At 61.9% G+C, this 20,440-nt stretch carries 21 protein-coding genes; 8 read left to right on the top strand and 13 right to left on the bottom strand.

What is annotated here, in order from left to right; genetic code table 11:
• Positions 1-18: 18 nt before the first annotated feature.
• From BLT50_RS13420 to BLT50_RS13400, 5 genes are all read right to left on the bottom strand, one after another.
• Positions 19-885 carry a polyprenyl synthetase family protein gene (locus BLT50_RS13420; protein ID WP_425433964.1) on the bottom strand — a complete coding sequence of 289 codons (867 nt, stop codon included), beginning with the start codon at positions 883-885 and terminating at the stop codon, positions 19-21.
• Between the two features lie 3 nt (positions 886-888).
• Positions 889-1,131 (bottom strand): exodeoxyribonuclease VII small subunit, encoded by a 243-nt coding sequence (locus BLT50_RS13415; RefSeq protein WP_090029220.1) that lies wholly within the window; start codon positions 1,129-1,131, stop codon positions 889-891.
• On the bottom strand, positions 1,128-2,057 hold the full coding sequence (locus BLT50_RS13410) for a histone deacetylase family protein (protein WP_090029219.1): 930 nt from the start codon (positions 2,055-2,057) through the stop codon (positions 1,128-1,130). Before BLT50_RS13410 ends, BLT50_RS13415 begins: the two co-directional genes overlap by 4 nt.
• Positions 2,058-2,137: 80 nt before the next feature.
• A complete protein-coding gene (locus BLT50_RS13405) occupies positions 2,138-2,851 on the bottom strand; it encodes a response regulator (RefSeq protein WP_090029218.1) in 714 nt (237 codons plus the stop codon).
• The gene (locus BLT50_RS13400) at positions 2,848-3,345 is read right to left on the bottom strand and encodes a MarR family winged helix-turn-helix transcriptional regulator (RefSeq protein ID WP_090029217.1); all 498 of its coding nucleotides are present in this window, start codon (positions 3,343-3,345) and stop codon (positions 2,848-2,850) included. The genes BLT50_RS13405 and BLT50_RS13400 overlap by 4 nt, the downstream gene beginning before the upstream one ends.
• A 173-nt stretch (positions 3,346-3,518) precedes the next feature.
• Between BLT50_RS13400 and BLT50_RS13395 the strand changes: the two genes are divergently transcribed.
• Together BLT50_RS13395 and BLT50_RS13390 are read left to right on the top strand one after the other, a co-directional pair.
• Positions 3,519-4,385, top strand: a complete 867-nt coding sequence (locus BLT50_RS13395; protein WP_090029216.1) for a branched-chain amino acid aminotransferase — start codon at positions 3,519-3,521, stop codon at positions 4,383-4,385.
• Between the two features lie 241 nt (positions 4,386-4,626).
• Positions 4,627-5,277 carry a VPLPA-CTERM sorting domain-containing protein gene (locus BLT50_RS13390; RefSeq protein WP_175491476.1) on the top strand — a complete coding sequence of 217 codons (651 nt, stop codon included), beginning with the start codon at positions 4,627-4,629 and terminating at the stop codon, positions 5,275-5,277.
• Positions 5,278-5,347: 70 nt separating this feature from the next.
• Here BLT50_RS13390 and cobO read toward each other — a convergent pair whose 3' ends face one another.
• From cobO to BLT50_RS13360, 6 genes are all read right to left on the bottom strand, one after another.
• A complete protein-coding gene (gene cobO, locus BLT50_RS13385; RefSeq protein WP_090029214.1) occupies positions 5,348-5,947 on the bottom strand; it encodes a cob(I)yrinic acid a,c-diamide adenosyltransferase in 600 nt (199 codons plus the stop codon).
• Positions 5,948-5,952: 5 nt separating this feature from the next.
• Positions 5,953-6,726 carry an SDR family NAD(P)-dependent oxidoreductase gene (locus tag BLT50_RS13380; protein WP_090029213.1) on the bottom strand — a complete coding sequence of 258 codons (774 nt, stop codon included), beginning with the start codon at positions 6,724-6,726 and terminating at the stop codon, positions 5,953-5,955.
• Complete coding sequence (locus BLT50_RS13375) at positions 6,726-7,646, bottom strand: ABC transporter permease (RefSeq protein ID WP_090029212.1); 921 nt, start codon at positions 7,644-7,646, stop codon at positions 6,726-6,728. Before BLT50_RS13375 ends, BLT50_RS13380 begins: the two co-directional genes overlap by 1 nt.
• Positions 7,647-7,649: 3 nt before the next feature.
• Entirely contained in the window at positions 7,650-8,948 is a 1,299-nt protein-coding gene (locus BLT50_RS13370) for an ABC transporter permease (protein WP_245723390.1), read from the bottom strand.
• Positions 8,949-9,046: 98 nt separating this feature from the next.
• Positions 9,047-10,120, bottom strand: a complete 1,074-nt coding sequence (locus BLT50_RS13365; RefSeq protein WP_175491475.1) for an ABC transporter substrate-binding protein — start codon at positions 10,118-10,120, stop codon at positions 9,047-9,049.
• A 116-nt stretch (positions 10,121-10,236) separates the two neighbouring features.
• Positions 10,237-11,328, bottom strand: coding sequence for an ABC transporter ATP-binding protein (locus BLT50_RS13360; RefSeq protein ID WP_425433970.1), 1,092 nt, complete (start codon positions 11,326-11,328; stop codon positions 10,237-10,239).
• 271 nt (positions 11,329-11,599) lie between these two features.
• Here BLT50_RS13360 and BLT50_RS13355 point away from each other — a divergent pair, with 271 nt between their 5' ends.
• Positions 11,600-12,784, top strand: a complete 1,185-nt coding sequence (locus BLT50_RS13355) for a M24 family metallopeptidase (RefSeq protein ID WP_090029391.1) — start codon at positions 11,600-11,602, stop codon at positions 12,782-12,784.
• A 12-nt stretch (positions 12,785-12,796) separates the two neighbouring features.
• Here BLT50_RS13355 and BLT50_RS13350 read toward each other — a convergent pair whose 3' ends face one another.
• Together BLT50_RS13350 and BLT50_RS13345 are read right to left on the bottom strand one after the other, a co-directional pair.
• Positions 12,797-14,194, bottom strand: coding sequence for an aspartate aminotransferase family protein (locus BLT50_RS13350; RefSeq protein WP_090029209.1), 1,398 nt, complete (start codon positions 14,192-14,194; stop codon positions 12,797-12,799).
• A gap of 81 nt (positions 14,195-14,275) precedes the next feature.
• Positions 14,276-14,971 (bottom strand): GntR family transcriptional regulator, encoded by a 696-nt coding sequence (locus BLT50_RS13345; RefSeq protein WP_090029208.1) that lies wholly within the window; start codon positions 14,969-14,971, stop codon positions 14,276-14,278.
• Between the two features lie 145 nt (positions 14,972-15,116).
• Here BLT50_RS13345 and BLT50_RS13340 point away from each other — a divergent pair, with 145 nt between their 5' ends.
• Genes BLT50_RS13340 through BLT50_RS13320 form a run of 5 tightly spaced genes read left to right on the top strand, consistent with a single transcriptional unit; the run spans position 15,117 to position 20,440 of the window.
• Positions 15,117-16,202 (top strand): polyamine ABC transporter substrate-binding protein, encoded by a 1,086-nt coding sequence (locus BLT50_RS13340; RefSeq protein ID WP_175491474.1) that lies wholly within the window; start codon positions 15,117-15,119, stop codon positions 16,200-16,202.
• Positions 16,203-16,262: 60 nt separating this feature from the next.
• The gene (locus tag BLT50_RS13335; RefSeq protein WP_090029206.1) at positions 16,263-17,387 is read left to right on the top strand and encodes an ABC transporter ATP-binding protein; all 1,125 of its coding nucleotides are present in this window, start codon (positions 16,263-16,265) and stop codon (positions 17,385-17,387) included.
• A 3-nt stretch (positions 17,388-17,390) separates the two neighbouring features.
• Complete coding sequence (locus BLT50_RS13330; RefSeq protein WP_090029205.1) at positions 17,391-18,281, top strand: ABC transporter permease subunit; 891 nt, start codon at positions 17,391-17,393, stop codon at positions 18,279-18,281.
• Between the two features lie 3 nt (positions 18,282-18,284).
• Complete coding sequence (locus BLT50_RS13325) at positions 18,285-19,103, top strand: ABC transporter permease (RefSeq protein ID WP_090029204.1); 819 nt, start codon at positions 18,285-18,287, stop codon at positions 19,101-19,103.
• Positions 19,100-20,440 carry an NAD(P)/FAD-dependent oxidoreductase gene (locus BLT50_RS13320; protein WP_090029203.1) on the top strand — a complete coding sequence of 447 codons (1,341 nt, stop codon included), beginning with the start codon at positions 19,100-19,102 and terminating at the stop codon, positions 20,438-20,440. Before BLT50_RS13325 ends, BLT50_RS13320 begins: the two co-directional genes overlap by 4 nt.

The following is a 20,440-nucleotide window of genomic DNA, read 5'->3' as shown; positions in this document are numbered from 1 at the left end:
CCCCTCCCGGGGGTTGGCTCAGCTTTCGCGCGCAATAACGAAGCGCGCGGCCTGCCGCAAGGTTTCAGCCTCTTCACCGTATCCAGATAGGGCGTCGCACGCCTCGGTCACCAGGTCGGCGGCACGTCGTTTGGCCGCATCGAGCCCCAGAAGCGAAACAAAGGTCGCCTTGCCTGCCGCAGCATCCTTGCCAACGGCCTTGCCCAGCTTGTCGGCGTCGCCCTCGACGTCCAGCACGTCATCGGCGATCTGAAAGGCCAGCCCGATACAATCGCCATAGGTTTTCATCGGCTGCTGATCGGCACGTGCCATCAATGGCCCGGCACAGGCCGACCACGTGATCAGGGCCCCGGTTTTTCCTGCCTGCAATGCAGTGATCTGTTCCAGCGTCAGCGGCGACTCGGCGGTTTCGGCGGCGATGTCCAACGCCTGCCCCAAAACCATGCCCCCCGCCCCGCTGGCGCGCGCGAGGCTCAACACCAGGTCGGCGCGCACGGCCCCATCGGGATGGCCGCGGGCATCGCTCACCAGTTCAAAGGCGAGGGTCTGCAGCGCATCCCCGGCCAGAACGGCGGTTGCGTAATCCCACTGCTTGTGAACGGTTGGCATGCCGCGCCGTTCGTCGTCGTCGTCCATGCAGGGCAGATCGTCATGCACCAGGCTGTAGGCGTGCAGCGCCTCGATCGCGGCGGCGGGCCAGATCGCGTGCCCGGGCACAATCCCATGCAACCGCGCCCCTTCCGCCACGAACAGCGCGCGCAGGCGCTTGCCGCCCCGGCTGGCATAGGCCATCGCATCGGCCACCACGCCGCCATATTGACCGATCGCAGCATCCAGATGCGCCTGCACCCGGTCCGCCACGTCCTGGCGCGCCCGGTCGAGCAAGGCTTACATCCCCTCGACCGGGGTCGTGCCCGTCGGATTGCCGTCGCCGTCCAGCGTGATCGCCGCGACCTTTTCCTCGGCTTCCTTCAGCTTGGTCTCGCAGCGCTTCTTCAGCTCGGCCCCGCGCTCATAGAGCGTGATGGACTCCTCCAGCGGAACGTCGCCGCGTTCCAGCTTGCCCACGACCTCTTCCAGCGCGCGCATCGCCTCTTCGAAACTCATTTCGGCTACGGGTTTGTCTGTCATGCGCCCTTCTCCTTCAGAACCGTGACATGGGCGGCCACGCTGGCCGCCAACGCCTCTACGTCATAGCCGCCTTCCAGCGCCGATACCACACGGCGCCCGCAATGTTTCTCGGCCAGGTCGCACAGGTTTTCCGTCAGCCAGACGAAATCCTCGACCTCCCAGTTCAGGTTGGCCAGCGGGTCGGCGCGATGCGCGTCGAACCCCGCCGAGATCAGCAGCAGTTCGGGCGCATAAGCGTCGATACGCGGGAAGACATGTTCGTCATAAACCGCGCGCATTTCCGCCCCGCCTGTCGTCGGCGCAAGCGGCAGGTTCACGATCTGGCCATGCGCACCTTTTTCTTTCGGCGCCCCCGTGCCCGGCCAAAGCGGCATCTGGTGGCTGGAAAAGAACAGCGCGCGCGCCTCGTCCCACAGCAGGTCTTGTGTGCCGTTGCCGTGATGCACGTCGAAATCCACCACCGCCACGCGCGTCAGGCCATGCACCTCCATCGCATGTTTCGCGGCCAGCGCGACGTTGCCGAACAGGCAAAACCCCATATGCGTGCTGCGCTCGGCATGGTGGCCAGGCGGGCGCGTCGCGACAAAGGCGTTGGTGACCTCTCCCGCCATCACCGCGTCGACGGCAGCGATCGCACCACCGACGGCGCGCCGCGCCGCCGCCACCGAACCGTTCGACATGTGAGTGTCGGAATCCAACGTCACGAAACCGCTTTCCGGTTCGGACGAATCGATCTTGTCGAGATAGGATTGCGGATGCCCGCGCAGGATCAACTCGTCCCCGCCAAGCGGCGCCTCGCGCCGGTCCAGTCCTGTCATGTCCGCCAGCGCCGCACGGATATGTTCCAGCCGCGCAACCCGCTCGGGGTGCCCATCCGGGGTCACATGGCCCAGGCAATCGTCATGCCAGTAAAGCGCGGTTCCCATCTTGTTCCCTTGTCTTCATCTTGCTGAAAATACTCTCGCCGAAGGCAGACCGTGCCACGGGCGATGCCGACGAACAAGGATCAATCCGGCGCCAGCATATAGCCCGCGCCGCGCACCGTCTGGAGGTAGCGCGGCTGTTTCGGATCCTGTTCGATCTTGCGGCGCAACCGCGTGATCTGCACGTCGACCGCGCGTTCCTGCGCCTGCCCGCCACCGGCGGCCCCGCCCCGGCCCAGATCCTCGACCAGCTTGGTGCGGCTGATCGGTTCACCCGGCTGCGCGGCAAAGATCCGCATCAGCTGGCTTTCCGTGGCGGTCAGCCGTACTGGGTCTTGCCCATGCCACAGCTCGCCCCGCTCGATGTCATAGCGGATCGATCCCAGATGCAGAACTTTCGGCACCGTGCTGTCGGGTTCCGGTTCCGGCATCCGCCGCAGGATCGCGTTGATCCGCAACAGCAACTCACGCGGCTCGAAAGGCTTGGGCAGGTAATCGTCCGCCCCGGCCTCCAGCCCGGTAATCCTGTCCTGCGTTTCGCCCTTGGCGGTCAGCAAAAGGATCGGCGTCGCCGCGGTTTCGCGGATCGCCCGCGTCAGGCTGATCCCGTCCTCGCCCGGCATCATCACGTCCATCACGATCAGGTCGAATTCCAGCCCCTCCAGCAATCGCCGTGCGTGGGCGGCATCCCGCGCCGTCGATACAAGGAACCCGTGCTTGATCAGGAACTTGGCAAGCAGCGTGCGGATCCGCTCGTCATCGTCGACGATCAGAAGATGGGCGTCGATATCGCTCATGAACCGCTCTCCTTCAACGCAAGGTATCTGCGGCGCATGTCGGGGTCCATCATCGCCTCAAGCACCTGGCGGAACCCGGCGACAGCCTGCGGGCCAGCCGCGCGATAGGCCGCACGCATCCGTGCCCTCTGCGCATCGGAAAGGCGTTGCTCCAGGGCCCGGCCATCATCGGTCAGATACAGGTGGCGTTCGCGCTTGTCGGCATTGCCGACCCGGCTTTCCACCAGCCCGTCTTCGATCAGCGTGCGCAACACGCGGTTCAGCGATTGCTTGGTCACCCCGAGAATGGCCAGAAGGTTGTTGACGGTCGTACCCGGCGCACGGTTGATGAAATGGACCGCACGATGATGCGCCCGGCCATAGGCCATGTCGGCCAGGATGCGGTCGGGATCGGCGGTGAACCCCCGGTAGGCAAAGAACATCGCCTCGATTCCTTGCCTGAGCTGTTCATCCGTGAGGTAGAGCAGGTTTTCACCAGTGGACGGGTCCGACATTTACCCCCCTTTCGGGCATACACCCTGTGCCTGTTTTGACGGGCAGTTTAAGTCAGCCTTGTTGACATTCCAAGACGTAACTGGTAGCGAATCGCAGTTTTTGCGTAATTTTATGTCCGGTTCGGACGTTTACTGCGCAATTTATGAAAAGCTTGAGCCGAAGGAGAGAAAAAATGGCGGGCTATGACGATCGCGACGGCAAGATCTGGCTGGACGGACAGTTGGTGGACTGGCGCGAGGCCAAAGTGCATGTGCTGACCCACGCATTGCATTACGCCAGCTCGGTCTTCGAAGGTGAGCGCTGCTACAACGGCAAGATTTTCAAAAGCCGCGAACATTCGGAAAGGCTTCTGCAATCCGGCCGCCTCATCGATTTCGAAATCCCCTACACCGTGGACGAGATCGAAGCCGCGAAAGAGGCGACGCTCAAGGCCAACGGCCTGACCGACGCCTATGTCCGCGCATTCGCGTGGCGCGGCGTGGGCGAAGACATGGGTGTCGCCTCCGCGCGCAACCCGGTCCGCATGGCCGTGGCGGTCTGGTCCTGGGGCAATTACTACGGTGACGCCAAGATGAAAGGCGCCAAGCTGGACATCGCGAAATGGCGCCGTCCCGACCCGGCAACCGCGCCCAGCCAGGCCAAGGCCGCCGGGCTCTACATGATCGCCACCATGTCCAAGCACGCGGCCGAGGCCAAGGGCTGTTCGGACGCGATGATGATGGATTACCGCGGCTACGTGGCCGAGGCGACCGGGGCGAACATCTTCTTCGTCAAGAATGGCGAGGTGCATACCCCGACGCCGGACGCGTTCCTAAACGGCATCACGCGTCAGACGGTGATCGACATGCTCAGGAACAAGGGCATCAACGTGATCGAACGCCACATCATGCCCGACGAACTGGAAGGGTTCGAACAGTGCTGGCTGACCGGCACCGCTGCCGAAGTCACACCAGTCGGCCAGATCGGCGACTACAACTTCGAAGTCGGCGCGCTGACCCGCGAAATCGCGGAAGATTACGAAAAGCTCGTGCGCAGCTAAGCCCCGCCAGGACAATTGCTGAAACCAGTACGCCCCCGCCGTCCGTCGGCGGGGTTTTTTCTTGGCAACGGTCGGGGTCGCCCGGCCTTCCGCAAGGTCATCCTAAATCAAATTGACCCGCCAACACGGAACATGAGATTTGGGCCGCCTGACGGTGCCGCTTTTGCAGCCTTCCGGCAGCAACGGAAACATGGGTGTTGTGATGAAACGCTGTATCAGTTCTTTCCTATTCACCGTCGCAATGGCGGTTCCCGCTTTCTCGGCCCCGGTCGCGTTCAACATCAGCGGTTCGCTGTCGGACGAGGGCCTGACGCTGAACGACGCTTTCGACAATGCGGTGTTTCAGGGCACGGTCGTCGTCGATACGATGTCGGTCAAGGCGAACATCAGCAGCGCAATCACTTACAACCTGCTCAGTTACTATGTCGTTGTGACACCGGTCGGCGCCGCGCCGTCGTTCAGCTTTCTGGGCGATGGCGAAACCGGCGAAGGCGACAGCGGCGCGTCGGTGCAGAAGAATGACGGCATCCTGTCTTTCGTGCTGTATGAAAACATCGACGATCCGGCCACCGCAGCGATTGAACGGCGTCAACTGCAGCTTTCTTTCAATGGCAACACCACCGCGCCTGTCAGCTCTCTTGCGGGATTGATCGCGGCGGCCCCGGGTGTCGGCTCGAATTTCGACGCGGGCTTGTTGCAGGTATCGACGTCCCAACTCCCGACCGCCGTCGAAGATGCGGAAGCGGCCGTGGTGGAGCGGGACACACCGCCGATTTCACCGGTTCCGCTACCTGCGAGTGTCGGGCTGCTGGTCGCGGGTTTGATCGGCTTTGGTTCGGTCGGATTTGGCCGCCGCCGGACGTCGAAACGCGCGCGTCCAAACCTGTTGTGAAAACCGCGCGGTTTTGCGGGCCAATCGCGCGGGTTTTGCATATTTAAGCGCCGCTTGAATATGCAAAGGCTCAGAAATCGACGCCTCGCTGCGCCTTGATTCCGGCTTTGTAGGGGTGTTTCACCTCTTCGATGACAGACACCAAATCGGCATAATCGCAGATTTCCACCGGCGCGTCCCGTCCCGTCAGGATCACCCCAGTGCGTGCGTCGCGCGCATCCAGGGCCGCGATGACGGCCTCGGAACTGATCTGGCCATACCTTAGCGAGATGTTGATTTCATCAAGGATAACAAGGTCATAGTCGCCACTGGCCAGCATCGACGCGGCCTTTTCCAGGGCCGCTTCGGCGGCCAGGCGGTCGCGTTCCTTGTCCTGCGTGTCCCAGGTGAAACCCTCGCCCATCATGAACCAGTCGATCTGGCCCAGACGTTCGAAAAACTGGCGCTCACCGGTGATCCACGTTCCCTTGACGAACTGGACCACCCCAACACGCTGCTTCCAGCCCAAAGCCCGGATCGCCACACCAAAGGCCGAAGACGATTTTCCCTTGCCATTTCCGGTATTTACCAGAACCAGACCCTTGTCGGGATCGCGCAATTCCTGCTGCTTTTCACGATGCGCCTTTTGCACCGCCTGCATCTTGGACTTGTAGGTTTCCGCCTCGCCCATGGTCGTCAGCTTTCGGGTTTCATGGCGCGCTGGAGCTTGGCCATGCCAGCGATCCAGCGGTCGTAGTTTTCGGCTTTCACTTTCATGTAGGCTGCCACTTCCTTATGGGGCAGCACAAGAAAACGATTGCTTTCAATGGCTTCGATACATTCCTGCGCCACCTGCGCGGGCGGAAGGATGCCATCCAGAACGGCCGGATTGTTCTCGGCGTCGCGCACCATTTCCGTATCGACGCCCTGAGGGCACAACACACTGACACCGATCCCGTCATCGCGATGCCCAAAGGCCAGCGCCTCGGCGAAACCAACGGCGGCGTGTTTCGTTACCCCATAGACCGCGCTGCCGACTTGGTTCAGCAAACCAGCCGCCGACGCGGTATGGAGGAAATATCCGCCGCCGCGCGATTTCATCTTCGGAATCAGATGCCTGGCTGCATGAACATGGGCCATGACATTGACCGCCCAGGCCTGATCCCAGACCTCGGTTTCGGCAAAGGCGATGTTGTCGAACGTGCTGTCCTTGCCGGTCAGGATGCCCGCGTTGGAGCACATCAGGTCAACCGGTCCGTGCGTCGTTTCGACATGGTCGATCATCGCCTCGATCGCATCTTGCCGCGACACGTCGCAGACAACACACTCGTCTGCCCCATCGGTCTCATGCTCGCGCAGATCGGCGCTGATCACCCTGGCCGCGCCGGCATCCTTGAGGGCGCGCACCAAGGCCGCGCCGATGCCCTGCGCCCCGCCGGTAACGATGGCAATACGTCCAGCGATTTGCATCAGCTCGGGCTCATCCCGCGGAGGCGTTCGGACCGGCGGCGCAAGAGTTCGACAACGGTCAGCAACACGATCGACACGATCACCAGAATGGTCGCAACCGACAGGATCGCCGGGCTGATCTGTTCGCGGATACCGTTCCACATCTGGCGCGGGATCGTCTGTTCATCCAGGCCACCGACGAACAGCACGACAACCACCTCGTCGAACGAGGTGACAAAGGCGAACAGCGCACCGGAAATCACGCCGGGCATGATCAGCGGCATCTGCACACGGCGGAACGTGGTGACGGGATCGGCGCCCAGGTTGGCCGCCGCGCGCGTCAGAGAGTGGTCAAAGCCCACCAGCGTTGCGGTGACGGTGATGATCACGAACGGAATCCCAAGCGTTGCGTGGGCCAGGATCACGCCGAGATAGGGGATGCCCCAGTCCTGGATGCCGATACGCGAGTAGAAAAAGAACAGGCCAGTCGCCACGATGATGATCGGCACGATCATCGGCGAGATCAGTGTCGCCATGATCGCACGTCGATACGGCATTTCGGGCCGCGACAGGCCCAGCGCCGCAACCGTGCCAAGGCCGGTGGCGATAATCGTCGAGAAAAAGCCGATGATGATCGAGTTCTTGGCCGCGTTGATCCAGTTCGCGTTGGCCCATGCATCCGCCCACCAGCTTGCGTCGCGCGGGGCCTCGGGCTCGAGCATGCCGAAGGTCAGCAGCAGGTCGTACCAGCGCATCGAATAGCCGGTCGGGTCCAGCTTGAGCATCTTTTCGGTGAAAGTGAAATACGGCTCGATGTTGAAGCTGAGCGGGATCACCACGAGGATCGGCGCGATCAGGAACAGAAAGATCAGTCCGCAGATCACGAGATACGCGTAGTGCCAGACCCGTTCGAGCGTAGAGGCGTGATTTGGAAGTGCCATGTCTTACCCCAGCTTCAGGTTGTCGATGCCGATCAGGCGATCATAGAGCCAATACAGGATCAGAATGCCCGCAAGCAGCAGCGCGGCCAGTGCGGCGGCGAGCGACCAGTTGAGCGAATTCTGCATGTGGAAGGCGATCAGGTTCGAAATCAGCTGACCATCGGCGCCACCCACAAGGGCGGGCGTGATGTAATACCCGACCGCCAGGATGAAGACGAGCAGCGCCCCCGCGCCGATCCCTGGCACGGTCTGCGGGAAATAAATCCGGCGGAAGGCTGTCCAGCTGGTTGCGCCCAGGCTGCGCGCGGCGCGCACATAGGACGGGTTGATCGGCCGCATCACCGAATAGAGCGGCAACACCATGAACGGCAGCAGGATATGCGTCATCGCAACCACGGTGCCGATCTGGTTGTACATCATCTGCAGCCGGTTATCGTCGCCCAGAAGGCCCATGCCGACCAGCGCATCGTTGACCACGCCCTGGCTTTGCAAAAGCACCATCCAGCTGGTCGTTCGCACCAGCAGCGATGTCCAGAACGGCAGCAGCACAAAGATCATCAGAAGGTTGGAATAGCGCAGCGGCAGCGTGGCCAGCAGATGCGCGATCGGATAGCCCAGCAGGAAGGTCAGAAAGGTGATGAGAACCGACAGGAACAATGTGCGCGCAAAAAGCTTGACGTAGATTTGGCGGTTTTCATCGACATTCACGATCTCGCCGTCGACGTTCTTGGTGCGGTCCAGCGCCGCCAGGTAGAAGTTGAACGTGTAGGCAGAGGAGGCGTCACGCATCACGCGCCAGAGTTCCGGGTCGGTCCATTCTTCATCGACGTCCAGGAACGCTTCCATGTAGGGCGCTTCCATTCGCTCGGCCCGACGGGCTGTCTTGGTGAACATCGACCGCGATCCGCCGCGTTCATAGTTCACGCGCGTACCGGCCTGGCCGGGAGCGCGCAATTCGCGCAGCAAAAGGAAATCCTTGTGAAGGGCGGCAAACGCCTCTTCGTTCGGTTCGGTACCGGCGGGGTTCTCATCGAACCACGTCTTGATATTCGTCATGATCGGGGTGCGTTCACCCGAGCCGATATCCTCGTGCATGACGAAGCCTTCGTTGTAGACCGACTGGTGCAGCATCTGCGCGATCGGCGTCACGAAGGTGATGAGGATAAAGGCGAGCAGCGGCAGAACCAGCAAGAAAGCCTTGCGTCTTGCGCGCGCCTGGGCGCGGTTCAGCGCCTCTTTGAGCGGCTTGCCATCCGCCGTGGTCAGCATCTGCGGCTTTCCGTTTGCGGTCGCGTCGGTCATGTCACTGTCACACCCTGTCCGGTTGGTTGGGCGGGCCTTTGGCGGCCCGCCTCTTGTTCATGCAGCCCCGGCTTGTGGGCCGGGGCCGTGAGGCCGGATTACTGCGCCAGCCAGGCGTTGAAACGCTCGTTCAGTTCAGCGTCCATATCGACCCAGAACTCGAAGTTGTTGACCAGAGCGTTTTCCAGGTTCTTTGCAGCGGTCGGCATGTGGGGCGCCATCTCGGTCTTGCCGTCCGAATAGAGGCCCACCAGGTCACCCGACGACTTGCGCGCGGGGCCGTAGCTGATCCAGCTTGCCTGATCTGCCAGGCGCTGCGTGTCGGTCGAGAAGGCGATGAACTTCATCGCGGCGTCCTTGTTCGGTGCGCCCTTGGGAACCACGAACAGGTCGAAGTCGAGGATCTGACCGTCCCAGACGATTTCCAGCGGCTGGTCTTCGCCAACGGCTGCGTTGAAGATACGGCCGTTGTAAGCGGTCGACATCACGACTTCGCCGTCTGCCAGCAGTTGCGGCGGCTGTGCGCCAGCTTCCCACCAGACGATGTCGTCCTTGATGGTGTCGAGCTTGGCGAATGCACGGTCGATGCCTTCGTCGGTTTCCAGAACGTCATAGACTTCGCCCGCAGGTACACCGTCTGCCATCAGGGCCATTTCCAGGGTCGCCTTGGCCGACTTGCGCAGGCCGCGCTTGCCCGGGAACTTTTCGGTGTCGAAGAAATCCGCGATCGAGGTCGGCGTGCCGTCCACGTTTTCGCTGTTATAGGCCATCACGGTCGACCAGACGATGTTGGCGACAGCGCAATCCTGCAGCGCGCCTTCGATGAAGTCTTCGGTGGCCGGGGTGCCATCGGGCGCGGCCGGCAGCATGCTGACGTCGATCGTCTCAAGCAGGCCTTCGTCGCACAGGCGGACGGCGTCCGAGAATTCCACGTCGGCCACGTCGATCGACACGTTGCCGGCCTCGACCTGCGCCTTGATCGGCGTGGCGGGGTTGTCGGCGTCGACCGAGTTCACCTTGATGCCGGTCTCGGCGGTGAAGGGTTTGTGATAGGCTTCGACCTGGCTTTTGGTGTACGCGCCACCCCAGGACATTACGGTGACTTCCTGGGCCTGTGCGGCAAAGCCGACACCGGCCAAAGCCGTCGCCATAAGAGCTGTTTTAAGTTTCATTTCATAACTCCCAATAGTTACCCGTGTTGATTGTGTCGGAGGCGGCGTGACGGGCTGACCATCCGCCCCCCGAAGTGATCGCGCCCCCTTTTCGGGGCGCGAAGCCTTGTTACCGCCTACGCATCAAGCGCGCGGCAATCCTGCGGAAGCCAGCCGATTTCGATCTGCTGGCCCGGTTCGGTGCGGACCTGGTCAGGTGCGTTCCGCGTCTTGACGACGAAATCCTCGTTTCCGGCAACACGCAGACGGGTGCGGAAGATGTCACCCATGTAGATAAACTCGAGCACTTCGGCCTTGAGCGTATGGGCACCGGCCTGAAGGCGGGATCTGTTCATTTCGACACGTTCGGGCCGGATCGAAACGCGCGTGCGTTGGCCGACTTCGGACACGTTCACCGGCTTGGCGTCGATGATCTCGCCGCTGTCCAGCTTGACCTCGCAAAGGTCGCCCTTGATCGCCGTGATAACGCCCTCGAGCGTGTTATTCTCGCCGATGAACTGGGCCACAAAGCTGTTTTGCGGCTCTTCATACAGCGTGTCGGGGGCCGCAAGCTGCTGGATGCGGCCATCGTCGAACACGGCGACGCGGTCCGACATCGTCAGCGCCTCGGTCTGGTCGTGCGTCACGTAGACCGTGGTAATGCCCAGCTCGTGCGCCAGTCTGGTGATTTCGAACTGCATGTGTTCGCGGAGCTGCTTGTCGAGCGCGCCCAGAGGTTCGTCCATCAACACCAGCTCGGGTTCGAAAACCAGCGCGCGGGCCAGTGCGATCCGCTGCTGCTGCCCGCCCGAAAGCTGCGCGGGGCGGCGGTTTCCGAACTGCCCCATCTGTACCATGTCCAGCGCGCGCTTGATCTTTCCCTCGCGCGTGGATTTGTCGATGCCGCGCACCTCGAGCGGAAAGCTGAGGTTCTCGGCAACCGTCATGTGCGGGAACAGAGCGTAGTTCTGGAACACCATGCCGATCCCGCGCTTGTGCGGCGGGATGTTGTTGATCGGCTTTCCACCCAGAAGGATTTCGCCATGTGTGGCGGTTTCGAAACCGGCCAGCATCATCAGGCATGTCGTCTTGCCCGATCCCGACGGACCCAACATTGTCAGGAATTCGCCACGCGGCATGGAAAGGTTCAGGTCTTTGACGACAAGCGTTTCGCCGTCATAGCTTTTCTGCACGCGGTCAAAAACCACGAACGCATCGTCACGATTCACGTCAGCCAAATCGGCTCCCCGTTTTTTGTTTCGCAGGTCGGCCTGCTTGTTTTATTCGGCAACGACTAAACCCAACCTTGGCCAGTGTTGCAACAGCGCATTGCGATTTTCTGTTCAAACATGCGGCAGATGCCCAAAGAGTCGCCATAGGTCTTGGAATCCGCGCTGCAGGATGGTGCAAAAGACGCGTGCACCGTCGTTTCTGGCCCAGAATCGTTCAATCGGATTTGTCAAAAGCGACCCTGTGGCAACATTTAAAGACGAGGACCATATGACTGAAAAGGACATCCCCTTCAGCCCTCAGGAATACGCGCGTCGCATTTCCAAGACGCGCCAGGCGATGGAGCAGGCGGGGATCGACATCCTTTTCGTCACCGATCCATCCAACATGGCATGGCTCACGGCCTATGATGGATGGTCTTTTTACGTGCACCAGGGTGTGATCCTGCGAAAAGACGGCGATCCGATCTGGTGGGGGCGCGGCATGGACGGCAATGGCGCGCGCCGCACCGTCTGGATGACCGAGGACAACATCCGCCCCTATCCCGACCATTTCGTGCAATCCACCGAACGCCACGCGATGCAGCACCTGGGCGCCCTTCTGGCGGAACTGGGCGGCGAGACTGCCCGCATCGGCGTGGAGATGGAGAACTATTACTATTCTGCCAAGGCGCACATGACGCTTGAGGCGACGCTGCCCCGGGCGACCCTTGTCGACGCGACGGGCCTTGTGAACTGGCAGCGCGCGATCAAGTCCGACGAAGAGATCGGGTTCATGCGCCGCGCCGCAAGGATCGCGGAAACCATGATCGACGGCGCCATCGCCCGCGCGCGCCCCGGCCTGCGCAAGAACGAACTTGTCGCCGCGATCTATAACGATGCGCTGACAGGCGTCGGCGACGACTGGGGCGACTACCCCGCGATCGTGCCCATGTGTCCGTCAGGTGCGGATGCAAGCGCCCCGCACATCACCTGGAACGGCGACCAGATGCAGTATGACCAATGCACGTTCTTCGAGCTGGCCGGGGTCTATCGTCGCTATCACACGCCGTTCTGCCGCACCGTCTGGCTGGGCACCCCGCCCGACGAAGTGCGCCATGCCGAAGAGGCCCTGATCGAGGGGCTTGAGGCCGGGCTTGATGCCGCGCGCGCAGGCAACCGTGCCTGCGACATCGCCGAAGCGCTGGGGGCGGCACTGACCAAGGCAGGCATCGAGCGGGGCGCGCGCTGCGGCTATCCGATCGGCCTGTCCTATCCCCCGGACTGGGGTGAGCGCACGATTTCCCTGCGCTCGGAGGACGAAACCGTTCTGGAGCCGGGCATGACCTTCCATTTCATGCCCGGTCTGTGGATGTCCGACTGGGGGCTGGAGATCACGGAATCGATCCTGATCACCGACGAAGGCCCGGCAGAGACGTTCTGCAACCGTCCCCGCCAGCTTTTCGTCAAGGAATAACCGCGCGCTGCGTCAGCTCGCGGCGACCCACAGACCCTGTTCTTTGACCTGGGCCATCGCCTCGTCCAGCGATTTCCAGGCGCGTTCGATCAGGATGTCGGCCTCGTCGGGCTGCATCACCAGCGGCGGGCTGATGATCATGCGATCGCCGACGTGGCGCATCACCAGGTTGTTGGCAAAGCAGCGTTCGCGGGTGATGTAGCCCACGGTCCCGGGGTCGGCAGCGAATCGGGCGCGGCTTTCCTTGTGCGGGGTCAGTGCGATCGACCCCATCATGCCCACGATCTTGGCCTCGCCCACCATCGGGTGATCGGTCAGGGCCTGCCATTTCTCGGCCATGTGCGGGCCGATCACGTCGCGGACATGGCCGACGATGTTTTCCTCTTCCATGATAAGCAGGTTTTCCAGCGCGACCGCGGCGGCCACGGGATGGGAAGAATAGGTGTAGCCGTGATTGAACTCGCACTTGCCGATAACGTCGGCGATGCGGTCGGACACGATCGACCCGCCGATCGGCTGGTAACCCGAGGACAGGCCCTTGGCGATGGTCATGATGTCGGGCTGCCAGCCCACGGTTTGCGATCCGAACCAGTTGCCCGTGCGGCCGAAACCGCAGATCACCTCGTCGGCGATCAGCAGGATATCGTTCTCGCGGCAGATGCGCTGGATTTCCGGCCAGTAGGTTTCGGGCGGGACAATCACGCCGCCCGCGCCCTGCACGGGCTCGGCGATGAACGCCGCGACCTTGTCGGCACCGTAATGCGCAATCGCCTGTTCCAGTTGCCGCGCCCGTTCAAGGCCGAACTCTTCGGGTGAGGTGTTGCCACCCTCGGCCCACCAGTTCGGCTGGTCGATATGGTGGATACCGGGAATGGGCAGCCCGCCCTGCGCATGCATCGGCGCCATGCCACCCAGGCTGCCGCTGCCGATGGACGACCCGTGATAGGCGTTCTTGCGGCTGATGATGATGCTCTTTTCCGGCTTGCCCATCTCGGCCCAGTAGGTGCGCACCATCCGGATGTTCGTGTCGTTCGCTTCGGACCCCGACCCGGCATAGAACACATGGTTCAGATCGCCGGGCGCGATTTCCGCCAGTTTCTGGCTAAGCGCGATGGCGGGGATGTGCGTCGTCATGAAGAAGGTGTTGTAATAGGGCAGTTCGCGCATCTGGCGGGCGGCGACGTCGGCCAGACGGTCGCGGCCGTAGCCGATGTTTACGCACCAGAGCCCCGCCATCCCGTCCAGGATCTTGTTGCCTTCGCTGTCGTGAATCCACACACCCTCGGCGCGGGTAATGACCCGCGCACCACGCGCGGCAAGATCGCCCTGGGTGGAAAAGGGATGCATGTGATGCGCGGCGTCCAGCGCCTGCAACTCTGCTGTCGGCATATGGTTCGTGATCTGGGTCATGACGGCCTCGATTCGGGAAGGTTCGGGCGCGTTACGCGCGTTTCTGCCAGAATATGATCAAATCCGAGGCTGTCAATCGAATCACTTGTTCTGAGCGGCGCGCTCCAGCATCGCGCGGATATGCTCCATGCCTTGCAGCATGTCTTCGCGCATCGCACGGGCGGCGCCTTCGGCATCGCCGGTGCGCATGCAATCCATCAGAGCGCGGTGTTTGTCGGGTTGGTTTTGCGTACCGACGCGACCGATCATCACCCGCAAAGATGGGCCGAAACGCAGCCACAGACGTTCGGCCATCTCGGCCAGGATGGGCGCGTCAGCGATCTGGTAAATCCTTTGGTGGAAAAGATAATTCTGCCGCAGATAGGCATGCAGCTCGCCGCGCTCGATGGCTGAATCCAGGGCCGAGTCGATCCGCGCCAGATCGGCGAGATCGTCGGCGGTGGCCCGTTCCGTCGCCCGCAAGGCCAAGTGCGATTCCAGCCATTGTCGGGCGAAAATGATCTCGGCCACGTTGGCGGCTGTAAGCTGTGGAACCGTTACCCGGCGATTGCCCTGGAACTGAAGCGCACCTTCAGAAATCAGCCGGCGGATCGCCTCGCGCACAGGGGTCATGCCGGCCCCCAATCGCGTGCAAAGACCTTGTATCGTGACGGCTTCACCCGGGGCAATCTCGCCAAAAAGCACTAATTCGCGCAGTTGACCATAGATCACCTGATGCGCCGGAACACCGGCGCCCCCAATCCCGGAGACGCCTGTTTTCTGGGCCAAATCATTCATATCGGCGGATTTCCCTTGGCTGCTGTGCGCGCTCTCTTGCGAGTTTAGCGGTGTCGTGAAAACATTTCCATATTGTCCGAATGGGCAAGATATGATCAAATTTCAGGTCAAGGACGAAAGATCCACGACCAACGGGAGAAAACACATGACGAAACGCTTGATGACCATGACCGCCGCCTGCGCCCTGCTGGCAGGAGCCGCGGCTGCAGAAGAGGTCCGCGTTTACAACTGGTCCGACTATATCGACGAGGCGCTGCTCGAAAAATTCGAGCAGGAGACCGGCATCGAACTGATCTACGACGTGTTCGACAGCAACGAGGTTCTGGAAACCAAGATGCTGGCCGGCGGCTCGGGCTATGACGTGGTGGTGCCCACCGGCACCTTCCTGCAGCGTCAGATCATGGCCGGCGCGTTCCAGAAGCTGGACAAGTCGAAGCTGCCGAACATCGACAACATGTGGGACGTGATCGAAAAGCGCACCGCGACCTATGATCCGGGCAACGAATACTCGATCAACTACATGTGGGGCACGACCGGCATCGGCGCCAACATAGGCAAGGTGCAGGAAGTTCTGGGCGAAGACGCCCCGGTGAACAGCCTTGCGCTGATCATGGACCCGGCGAACATGGAAAAGCTGCAGGAATGCGGCGTGCACTTCCTGGACGCCCCGACCGAAATGATCCCCGCCGCGCTGGCCTATGCCGGTATGGACCCGGACGCCAAGGACGATGAATCGCTTGCCAAGGCCGAAGAAATCCTGATGGCCGTCCGCCCGTATGTGCAGAAATTCCACAGCTCGGAATACATCAACGCGCTGGCAAACGGCGATATCTGCGTGGCATTCGGCTGGTCGGGCGACATCCTGCAGGCGCGCGACCGTGCAGCCGAAGCCGAAAACGGCGTCGAAATCGTCTACAACGCTCCGAGCGAGGGTGCGCTGATGTGGTTCGACCAGATGGCTATCCCGGTCGACGCACCGAACCCCGATGCTGCGCATACGTTCCTGAACTTCATCATGGACGCGCAGAACATGGCGGCTGCGTCGAACTACGTCTACTACGCGAACGGCAACAAGGCATCGCAGGAGTTCCTCGAAGAGGACGTGATCGGCGACACCGCGATCTATCCCGACGAGGCGGCGCTGGAAAACCTGTACACCGTCACTCCGTTCGGCCCCAAGGAACAGCGCACGCTGACGCGCCTTTGGACCAAGATCAAATCGGGCATCTAATCCCTGATTTCCCGGCCCGCGCCCTACCCGGCGCGGGCCTTTCTCTGACAAGGACCGGGAATGGCTCAAACCGTCTTTGCCCCTTGGGACGACCCCAACGAAAAACCCCTGATCCAGTTCCGAAACGTGACAAAGCGGTTCGGTGACTTCACTGCGATCGACAATCTTTCCCAGGACATCTATGCGCGCGAATTCTTCGCGCTGCTCGGCCCGTCCGGCTGCGGCAAGACCACGATGATGCGGATGCTGGCAGGGTTCGAAACCCCGACCGAAGGCCAGATCCTGATCGCCGGACAGGACATGGCGGGCGTGCCGCCGAACAAGCGGCCCGTGAACATGATGTTCCAATCCTATGCGCTTTTCCCGCATCTTTCGGTGTGGGAAAACATCGCCTTCGGCCTGAAACGCGAAGGTATGGAAAAGGACAAGGTCGACGCACGGGTCACCGAAATGCTGCGCCTGACGCGGCTGGAACGCTTCGCCAAGCGCAAGCCGCACCAGATTTCAGGCGGCCAGCGGCAGCGCGTGGCGCTGGCGCGAAGCCTGGCCAAGGCACCAAAGCTGCTGCTGCTGGACGAACCGCTGGGGGCGCTGGACGCCAAGTTGCGGCAGGACACCCAGTTCGAGCTGGTGGATATCCAGGAAAAGACCGGCACCACATTTGTCATCGTCACTCATGACCAGGAAGAGGCGATGACCGTTGCCAGCCGTGTCGCCGTCATGGACGAAGGCCGCATCGTGCAGGTCGCAACACCGGCCGTGATCTACGAGCAGCCAAATTCGGTCTACGTGGCCGATTTCATCGGCGACGTGAACATCATCGAAGGGGCGGCGAACCCGTCCGCCGACGGCTATGACATAACCTGGGCCGAAGGGCAGCCGATCCTGCATGTGAAAACCGAAAAGACCTTTGCGCCTGGCCAGAAATGTTTCCTGGCGATCCGCCCGGAAAAGGTGGGGATCTCGGCCGAAGAGCCCACAGACGCCGCCAACAAGGTGCAGGGGCAGATCATCGACATCGCCTATCTGGGCAATCTCAGCACCTATCACGTCAAGCTGGCGGACGGCACGATGATGAAGGCGCAGATCGCAAACACCCGCCGCCTGTCGCGCCGCAGCCTGACATGGGAAGACAACGTCTGGCTCAGCTGGACAGACACCGCCCCCGTGCTGCTGGAGAGCTGAGGCATGCGGCGGCTGATCCTCATATCGGTGCCGTATCTCTGGCTGCTGGCGCTTTTCCTGATCCCGTTCCTGATCGTGCTCAAGATCAGCCTGTCGGATGTGGCGATGGCGATCCCGCCCTATGTGCCCACACTGGATTTCGCGGAAGGCTGGGCGGGGATAAAGGCGTTCTTCGCCGAGCTCGATTTCGAGAATTTCACCTTCCTCACCACGGATGACCTGTATTGGAAGGCATATCTCAGCTCGCTCCAGATCGCGGCGCTGTCCACCTTCCTGACACTGCTGGTGGGCTATCCCATCGCCTATGGCATGGCGATGGCGCCGGATCACTGGCGGCCGACGCTGATGATGCTGGTGATCCTGCCATTCTGGACCAGCTTTCTGATCCGGGTTTATTCCTGGATGGGCATCTTGTCGAACGAGGGGGTGCTGAACCAGTTCCTGACCTGGATCGGCCTGATCGACCAGCCGCTGACGATCCTGAACACGAATGTCGCCGTCTATATCGGCATCATCTACACCTACCTGCCCTTCATGATCCTGCCGATCTACGCGACCCTGGAAAAGCTGGATGGCTCTTTGCTGGAGGCCGCCGAGGATCTGGGATGTTCGCGGTTGTCGGCCTTCTGGCTGGTGACAATCCCGCTGTCGAAACAGGGGATCATCGCGGGCTGTTTTCTGGTTTTCATCCCTGCCATCGGTGAATTCGTGATCCCCTCGCTGCTGGGCGGATCGGGCACGCTGATGATCGGCAAGGTGTTGTGGGAAGAATTCTTCAACAACCGCGACTGGCCGGTGGCCAGCGCCGTGGCGGTCGTGCTGCTGCTGATCCTGATCATCCCGATCATCCTGTTCCAGCGCAACGAACAGAAACAGCGCGAGAAGGAGGGTTAAGCCATGCGCCGCATGACATGGTTCAACGCCACCTCGCTGACGCTGGGCTTCGCGTTTCTTTACCTGCCGATGGTGATCCTCGTGATCTACAGCTTCAATGAATCGAAGCTGGTGACAGTCTGGGCCGGGTTCTCGACGAAATGGTATGGTGAGCTGCTCGGGAACGAGGCGTTCCTGGATGCCGCCTGGGTCACCGTTCAGGTGGCGGTCGCGTCATCGACGATCGCCACGGTTCTTGGCACGATGGCCGCTTATGTGCTGGTCCGCGCGGGGCGTTTTTACGGGCGCACGCTTTTCTCCGGCATGATCTACGCGCCGCTTGTGATGCCCGAGGTGATTACCGGCCTGTCCCTGCTGCTGCTGTTCATCGGCATTGGGCTGGATCGCGGGATTCTGACCATCATCCTGGCGCATACGACCTTTTCGATGTGCTATGTCTCGGTCGTCGTTTCCTCGCGGCTGGTCAGCTTCGACCGGTCGCTGGAAGAGGCGGCGCTGGATCTGGGGTGCACGCCATTCGAATCCTTCCGCCTTGTCACGCTGCCGATCATCGCACCGGCGGTGATCTCGGGCTGGTTGCTGGCGTTCACGCTGTCGCTGGATGACCTGGTGATCGCCAGCTTCACGGCAGGCCCATCCGCAACGACCCTGCCGATCAAGATCTTCTCGGCCGTTCGGCTTGGCGTCAGCCCTGAAATCAACGCCTTGTCCACCATCATGATCGCGATCGTGACGGTCGGGGTGATCACTGCCTCGATCATATCCAAGCGCGCGACCCTGATGCAGCAGCGCGACGAACAGGCCGCCGCCCGCACCGCATGAAGCGTATTTTCAGCGATCACGCCTATGGCCCGGCCCCGGTGTCAGACAATTATTGGGCTGAAACAGTGCCTGATACGGCACTGGAACGCGCCCCTGCCATGGGTGAGATACGCGCCGATGTGGCCGTAATCGGGGCCGGTTTCACAGGGCTCTCCGCTGCTTTGCACCTGGCACAGGCGGGCGCTGACGTGGTCGTCATCGATGCGCAGCATCCGGGCTGGGGGGCTTCGGGTCGCAACGGCGGCTTTTGCTGCCTCGGCGGAGCCAAGGCCGATGACGCCATGCTGCGCCGCACGTTCGGTGAAGACGCACGCGCCGACTGGCGCCGCACCGAGGCCGATGCCATCGCCTTGGTGGCGGATCTGCTGGAACGCCACGACATCTCGGCAGACACCCATTCAAAGGGCGAAACCCTGCTGGCCCATTCCCCGGCCGCGATGCGCGCGATCGAGACCGAGGCGCAGACGATCACGCGCGACTATGGCGTCGATCCAACGGTCCACGATGCCGGCGACCTTGATCGGCTGGGCATGTCCGGCCCCTTCCATGGCGGAATCACCTTGCCCATCGGTTTCGCGTTGAACCCGCGCAAGTATCTGGCCGGGCTGCTGGCTGCCGCCGAAACGGCAGGCGCCCGGATTCACGGCCGCAGCCCGGTCACGAACATTTCGGCGGATGGGGATTTTCAGGCTCTGACTCTGCTCAAAGGCCGTATTCTGGCCCGCAGGCTGGTCATTGCCACGAATGGCTACAGCTCCGAGGACGTGCCCGGCTGGATGGCCGGACGCTACATGCCCGCGCAGTCCAACGTGCTGGTCACGCGCCCACTGACAGAGGCGGAAAAACAGGCGGCCGGCTGGACCAGTGCGCAGATGGCGTTCGATTCCCGGTTTCTGCTGCATTACTTCCGGCTGATGCCCGACAACCGGTTTCTTTTCGGACGGCGCGGCGGGTTGATGTCGTCGCCGCGCGCAGATGCCGGCGCGATCCGCACCACACGCCAGCATTTCGAAACCATGTTTCCCGCCTGGGCTGATGTCGAAAGCCCGCATAACTGGTCCGGGATGGTTTGCCTGTCCGGCGGACTCGTGCCTTATTGCGGCCCGATACCGGGATTGCCGAACGCCTATGCCGGTTTTGCCTACCATGGAAATGGCGTCGCGATGGGCAGCTTCACCGGGGCGTTGCTTGCCGACCTGGCGCTTGGCCGCACGCCGGGGCGCAGGTATCCGGCTATCATGCGGGCCCCGGCAAAACGGTTTCCCCTGGGACGGTTCCGCAGGGCGATCATGCCCGCGATGTACGCGATGGCCGGGATCAGGGACCGCCTGTCCTGA

The sequence above is a fragment of the Lutimaribacter saemankumensis genome, from assembly GCF_900100005.1.
Classification (GTDB): domain Bacteria; phylum Pseudomonadota; class Alphaproteobacteria; order Rhodobacterales; family Rhodobacteraceae; genus Lutimaribacter; species Lutimaribacter saemankumensis.
Note: the sequence above shows the minus strand (reverse complement) of the source record. Positions and strands in the feature narration are given on the sequence as shown.

Bases quoted from the DNA above. Each gene is read 5' to 3' on its own strand.
- BLT50_RS13415 (WP_090029220.1), bottom strand. From the start codon at position 1,131: ATGACAGACAAACCCGTAGCCGAAATGAGTTTCGAAGAGGCGATGCGC.
- BLT50_RS13410 (WP_090029219.1), bottom strand. From the start codon at position 2,057: ATGGGAACCGCGCTTTACTGGCATGACGATTGCCTGGGCCATGTGACC.
- BLT50_RS13405 (WP_090029218.1), bottom strand. From the start codon at position 2,851: ATGAGCGATATCGACGCCCATCTTCTGATCGTCGACGATGACGAGCGG.
- BLT50_RS13400 (WP_090029217.1), bottom strand. From the start codon at position 3,345: ATGTCGGACCCGTCCACTGGTGAAAACCTGCTCTACCTCACGGATGAA.
- BLT50_RS13395 (WP_090029216.1), top strand. From the start codon at position 3,519: ATGGCGGGCTATGACGATCGCGACGGCAAGATCTGGCTGGACGGACAG.
- BLT50_RS13390 (WP_175491476.1), top strand. From the start codon at position 4,627: ATGGCGGTTCCCGCTTTCTCGGCCCCGGTCGCGTTCAACATCAGCGGT.
- cobO (WP_090029214.1), bottom strand. From the start codon at position 5,947: ATGGGCGAGGCGGAAACCTACAAGTCCAAGATGCAGGCGGTGCAAAAG.
- BLT50_RS13380 (WP_090029213.1), bottom strand. From the start codon at position 6,726: ATGCAAATCGCTGGACGTATTGCCATCGTTACCGGCGGGGCGCAGGGC.
- BLT50_RS13375 (WP_090029212.1), bottom strand. From the start codon at position 7,646: ATGGCACTTCCAAATCACGCCTCTACGCTCGAACGGGTCTGGCACTAC.
- BLT50_RS13370 (WP_245723390.1), bottom strand. From the start codon at position 8,948: ATGACCGACGCGACCGCAAACGGAAAGCCGCAGATGCTGACCACGGCG.
- BLT50_RS13365 (WP_175491475.1), bottom strand. From the start codon at position 10,120: ATGAAACTTAAAACAGCTCTTATGGCGACGGCTTTGGCCGGTGTCGGC.
- BLT50_RS13355 (WP_090029391.1), top strand. From the start codon at position 11,600: ATGACTGAAAAGGACATCCCCTTCAGCCCTCAGGAATACGCGCGTCGC.
- BLT50_RS13350 (WP_090029209.1), bottom strand. From the start codon at position 14,194: ATGACCCAGATCACGAACCATATGCCGACAGCAGAGTTGCAGGCGCTG.
- BLT50_RS13345 (WP_090029208.1), bottom strand. From the start codon at position 14,971: ATGAATGATTTGGCCCAGAAAACAGGCGTCTCCGGGATTGGGGGCGCC.
- BLT50_RS13340 (WP_175491474.1), top strand. From the start codon at position 15,117: ATGACGAAACGCTTGATGACCATGACCGCCGCCTGCGCCCTGCTGGCA.
- BLT50_RS13335 (WP_090029206.1), top strand. From the start codon at position 16,263: ATGGCTCAAACCGTCTTTGCCCCTTGGGACGACCCCAACGAAAAACCC.
- BLT50_RS13330 (WP_090029205.1), top strand. From the start codon at position 17,391: ATGCGGCGGCTGATCCTCATATCGGTGCCGTATCTCTGGCTGCTGGCG.
- BLT50_RS13325 (WP_090029204.1), top strand. From the start codon at position 18,285: ATGCGCCGCATGACATGGTTCAACGCCACCTCGCTGACGCTGGGCTTC.
- BLT50_RS13320 (WP_090029203.1), top strand. From the start codon at position 19,100: ATGAAGCGTATTTTCAGCGATCACGCCTATGGCCCGGCCCCGGTGTCA.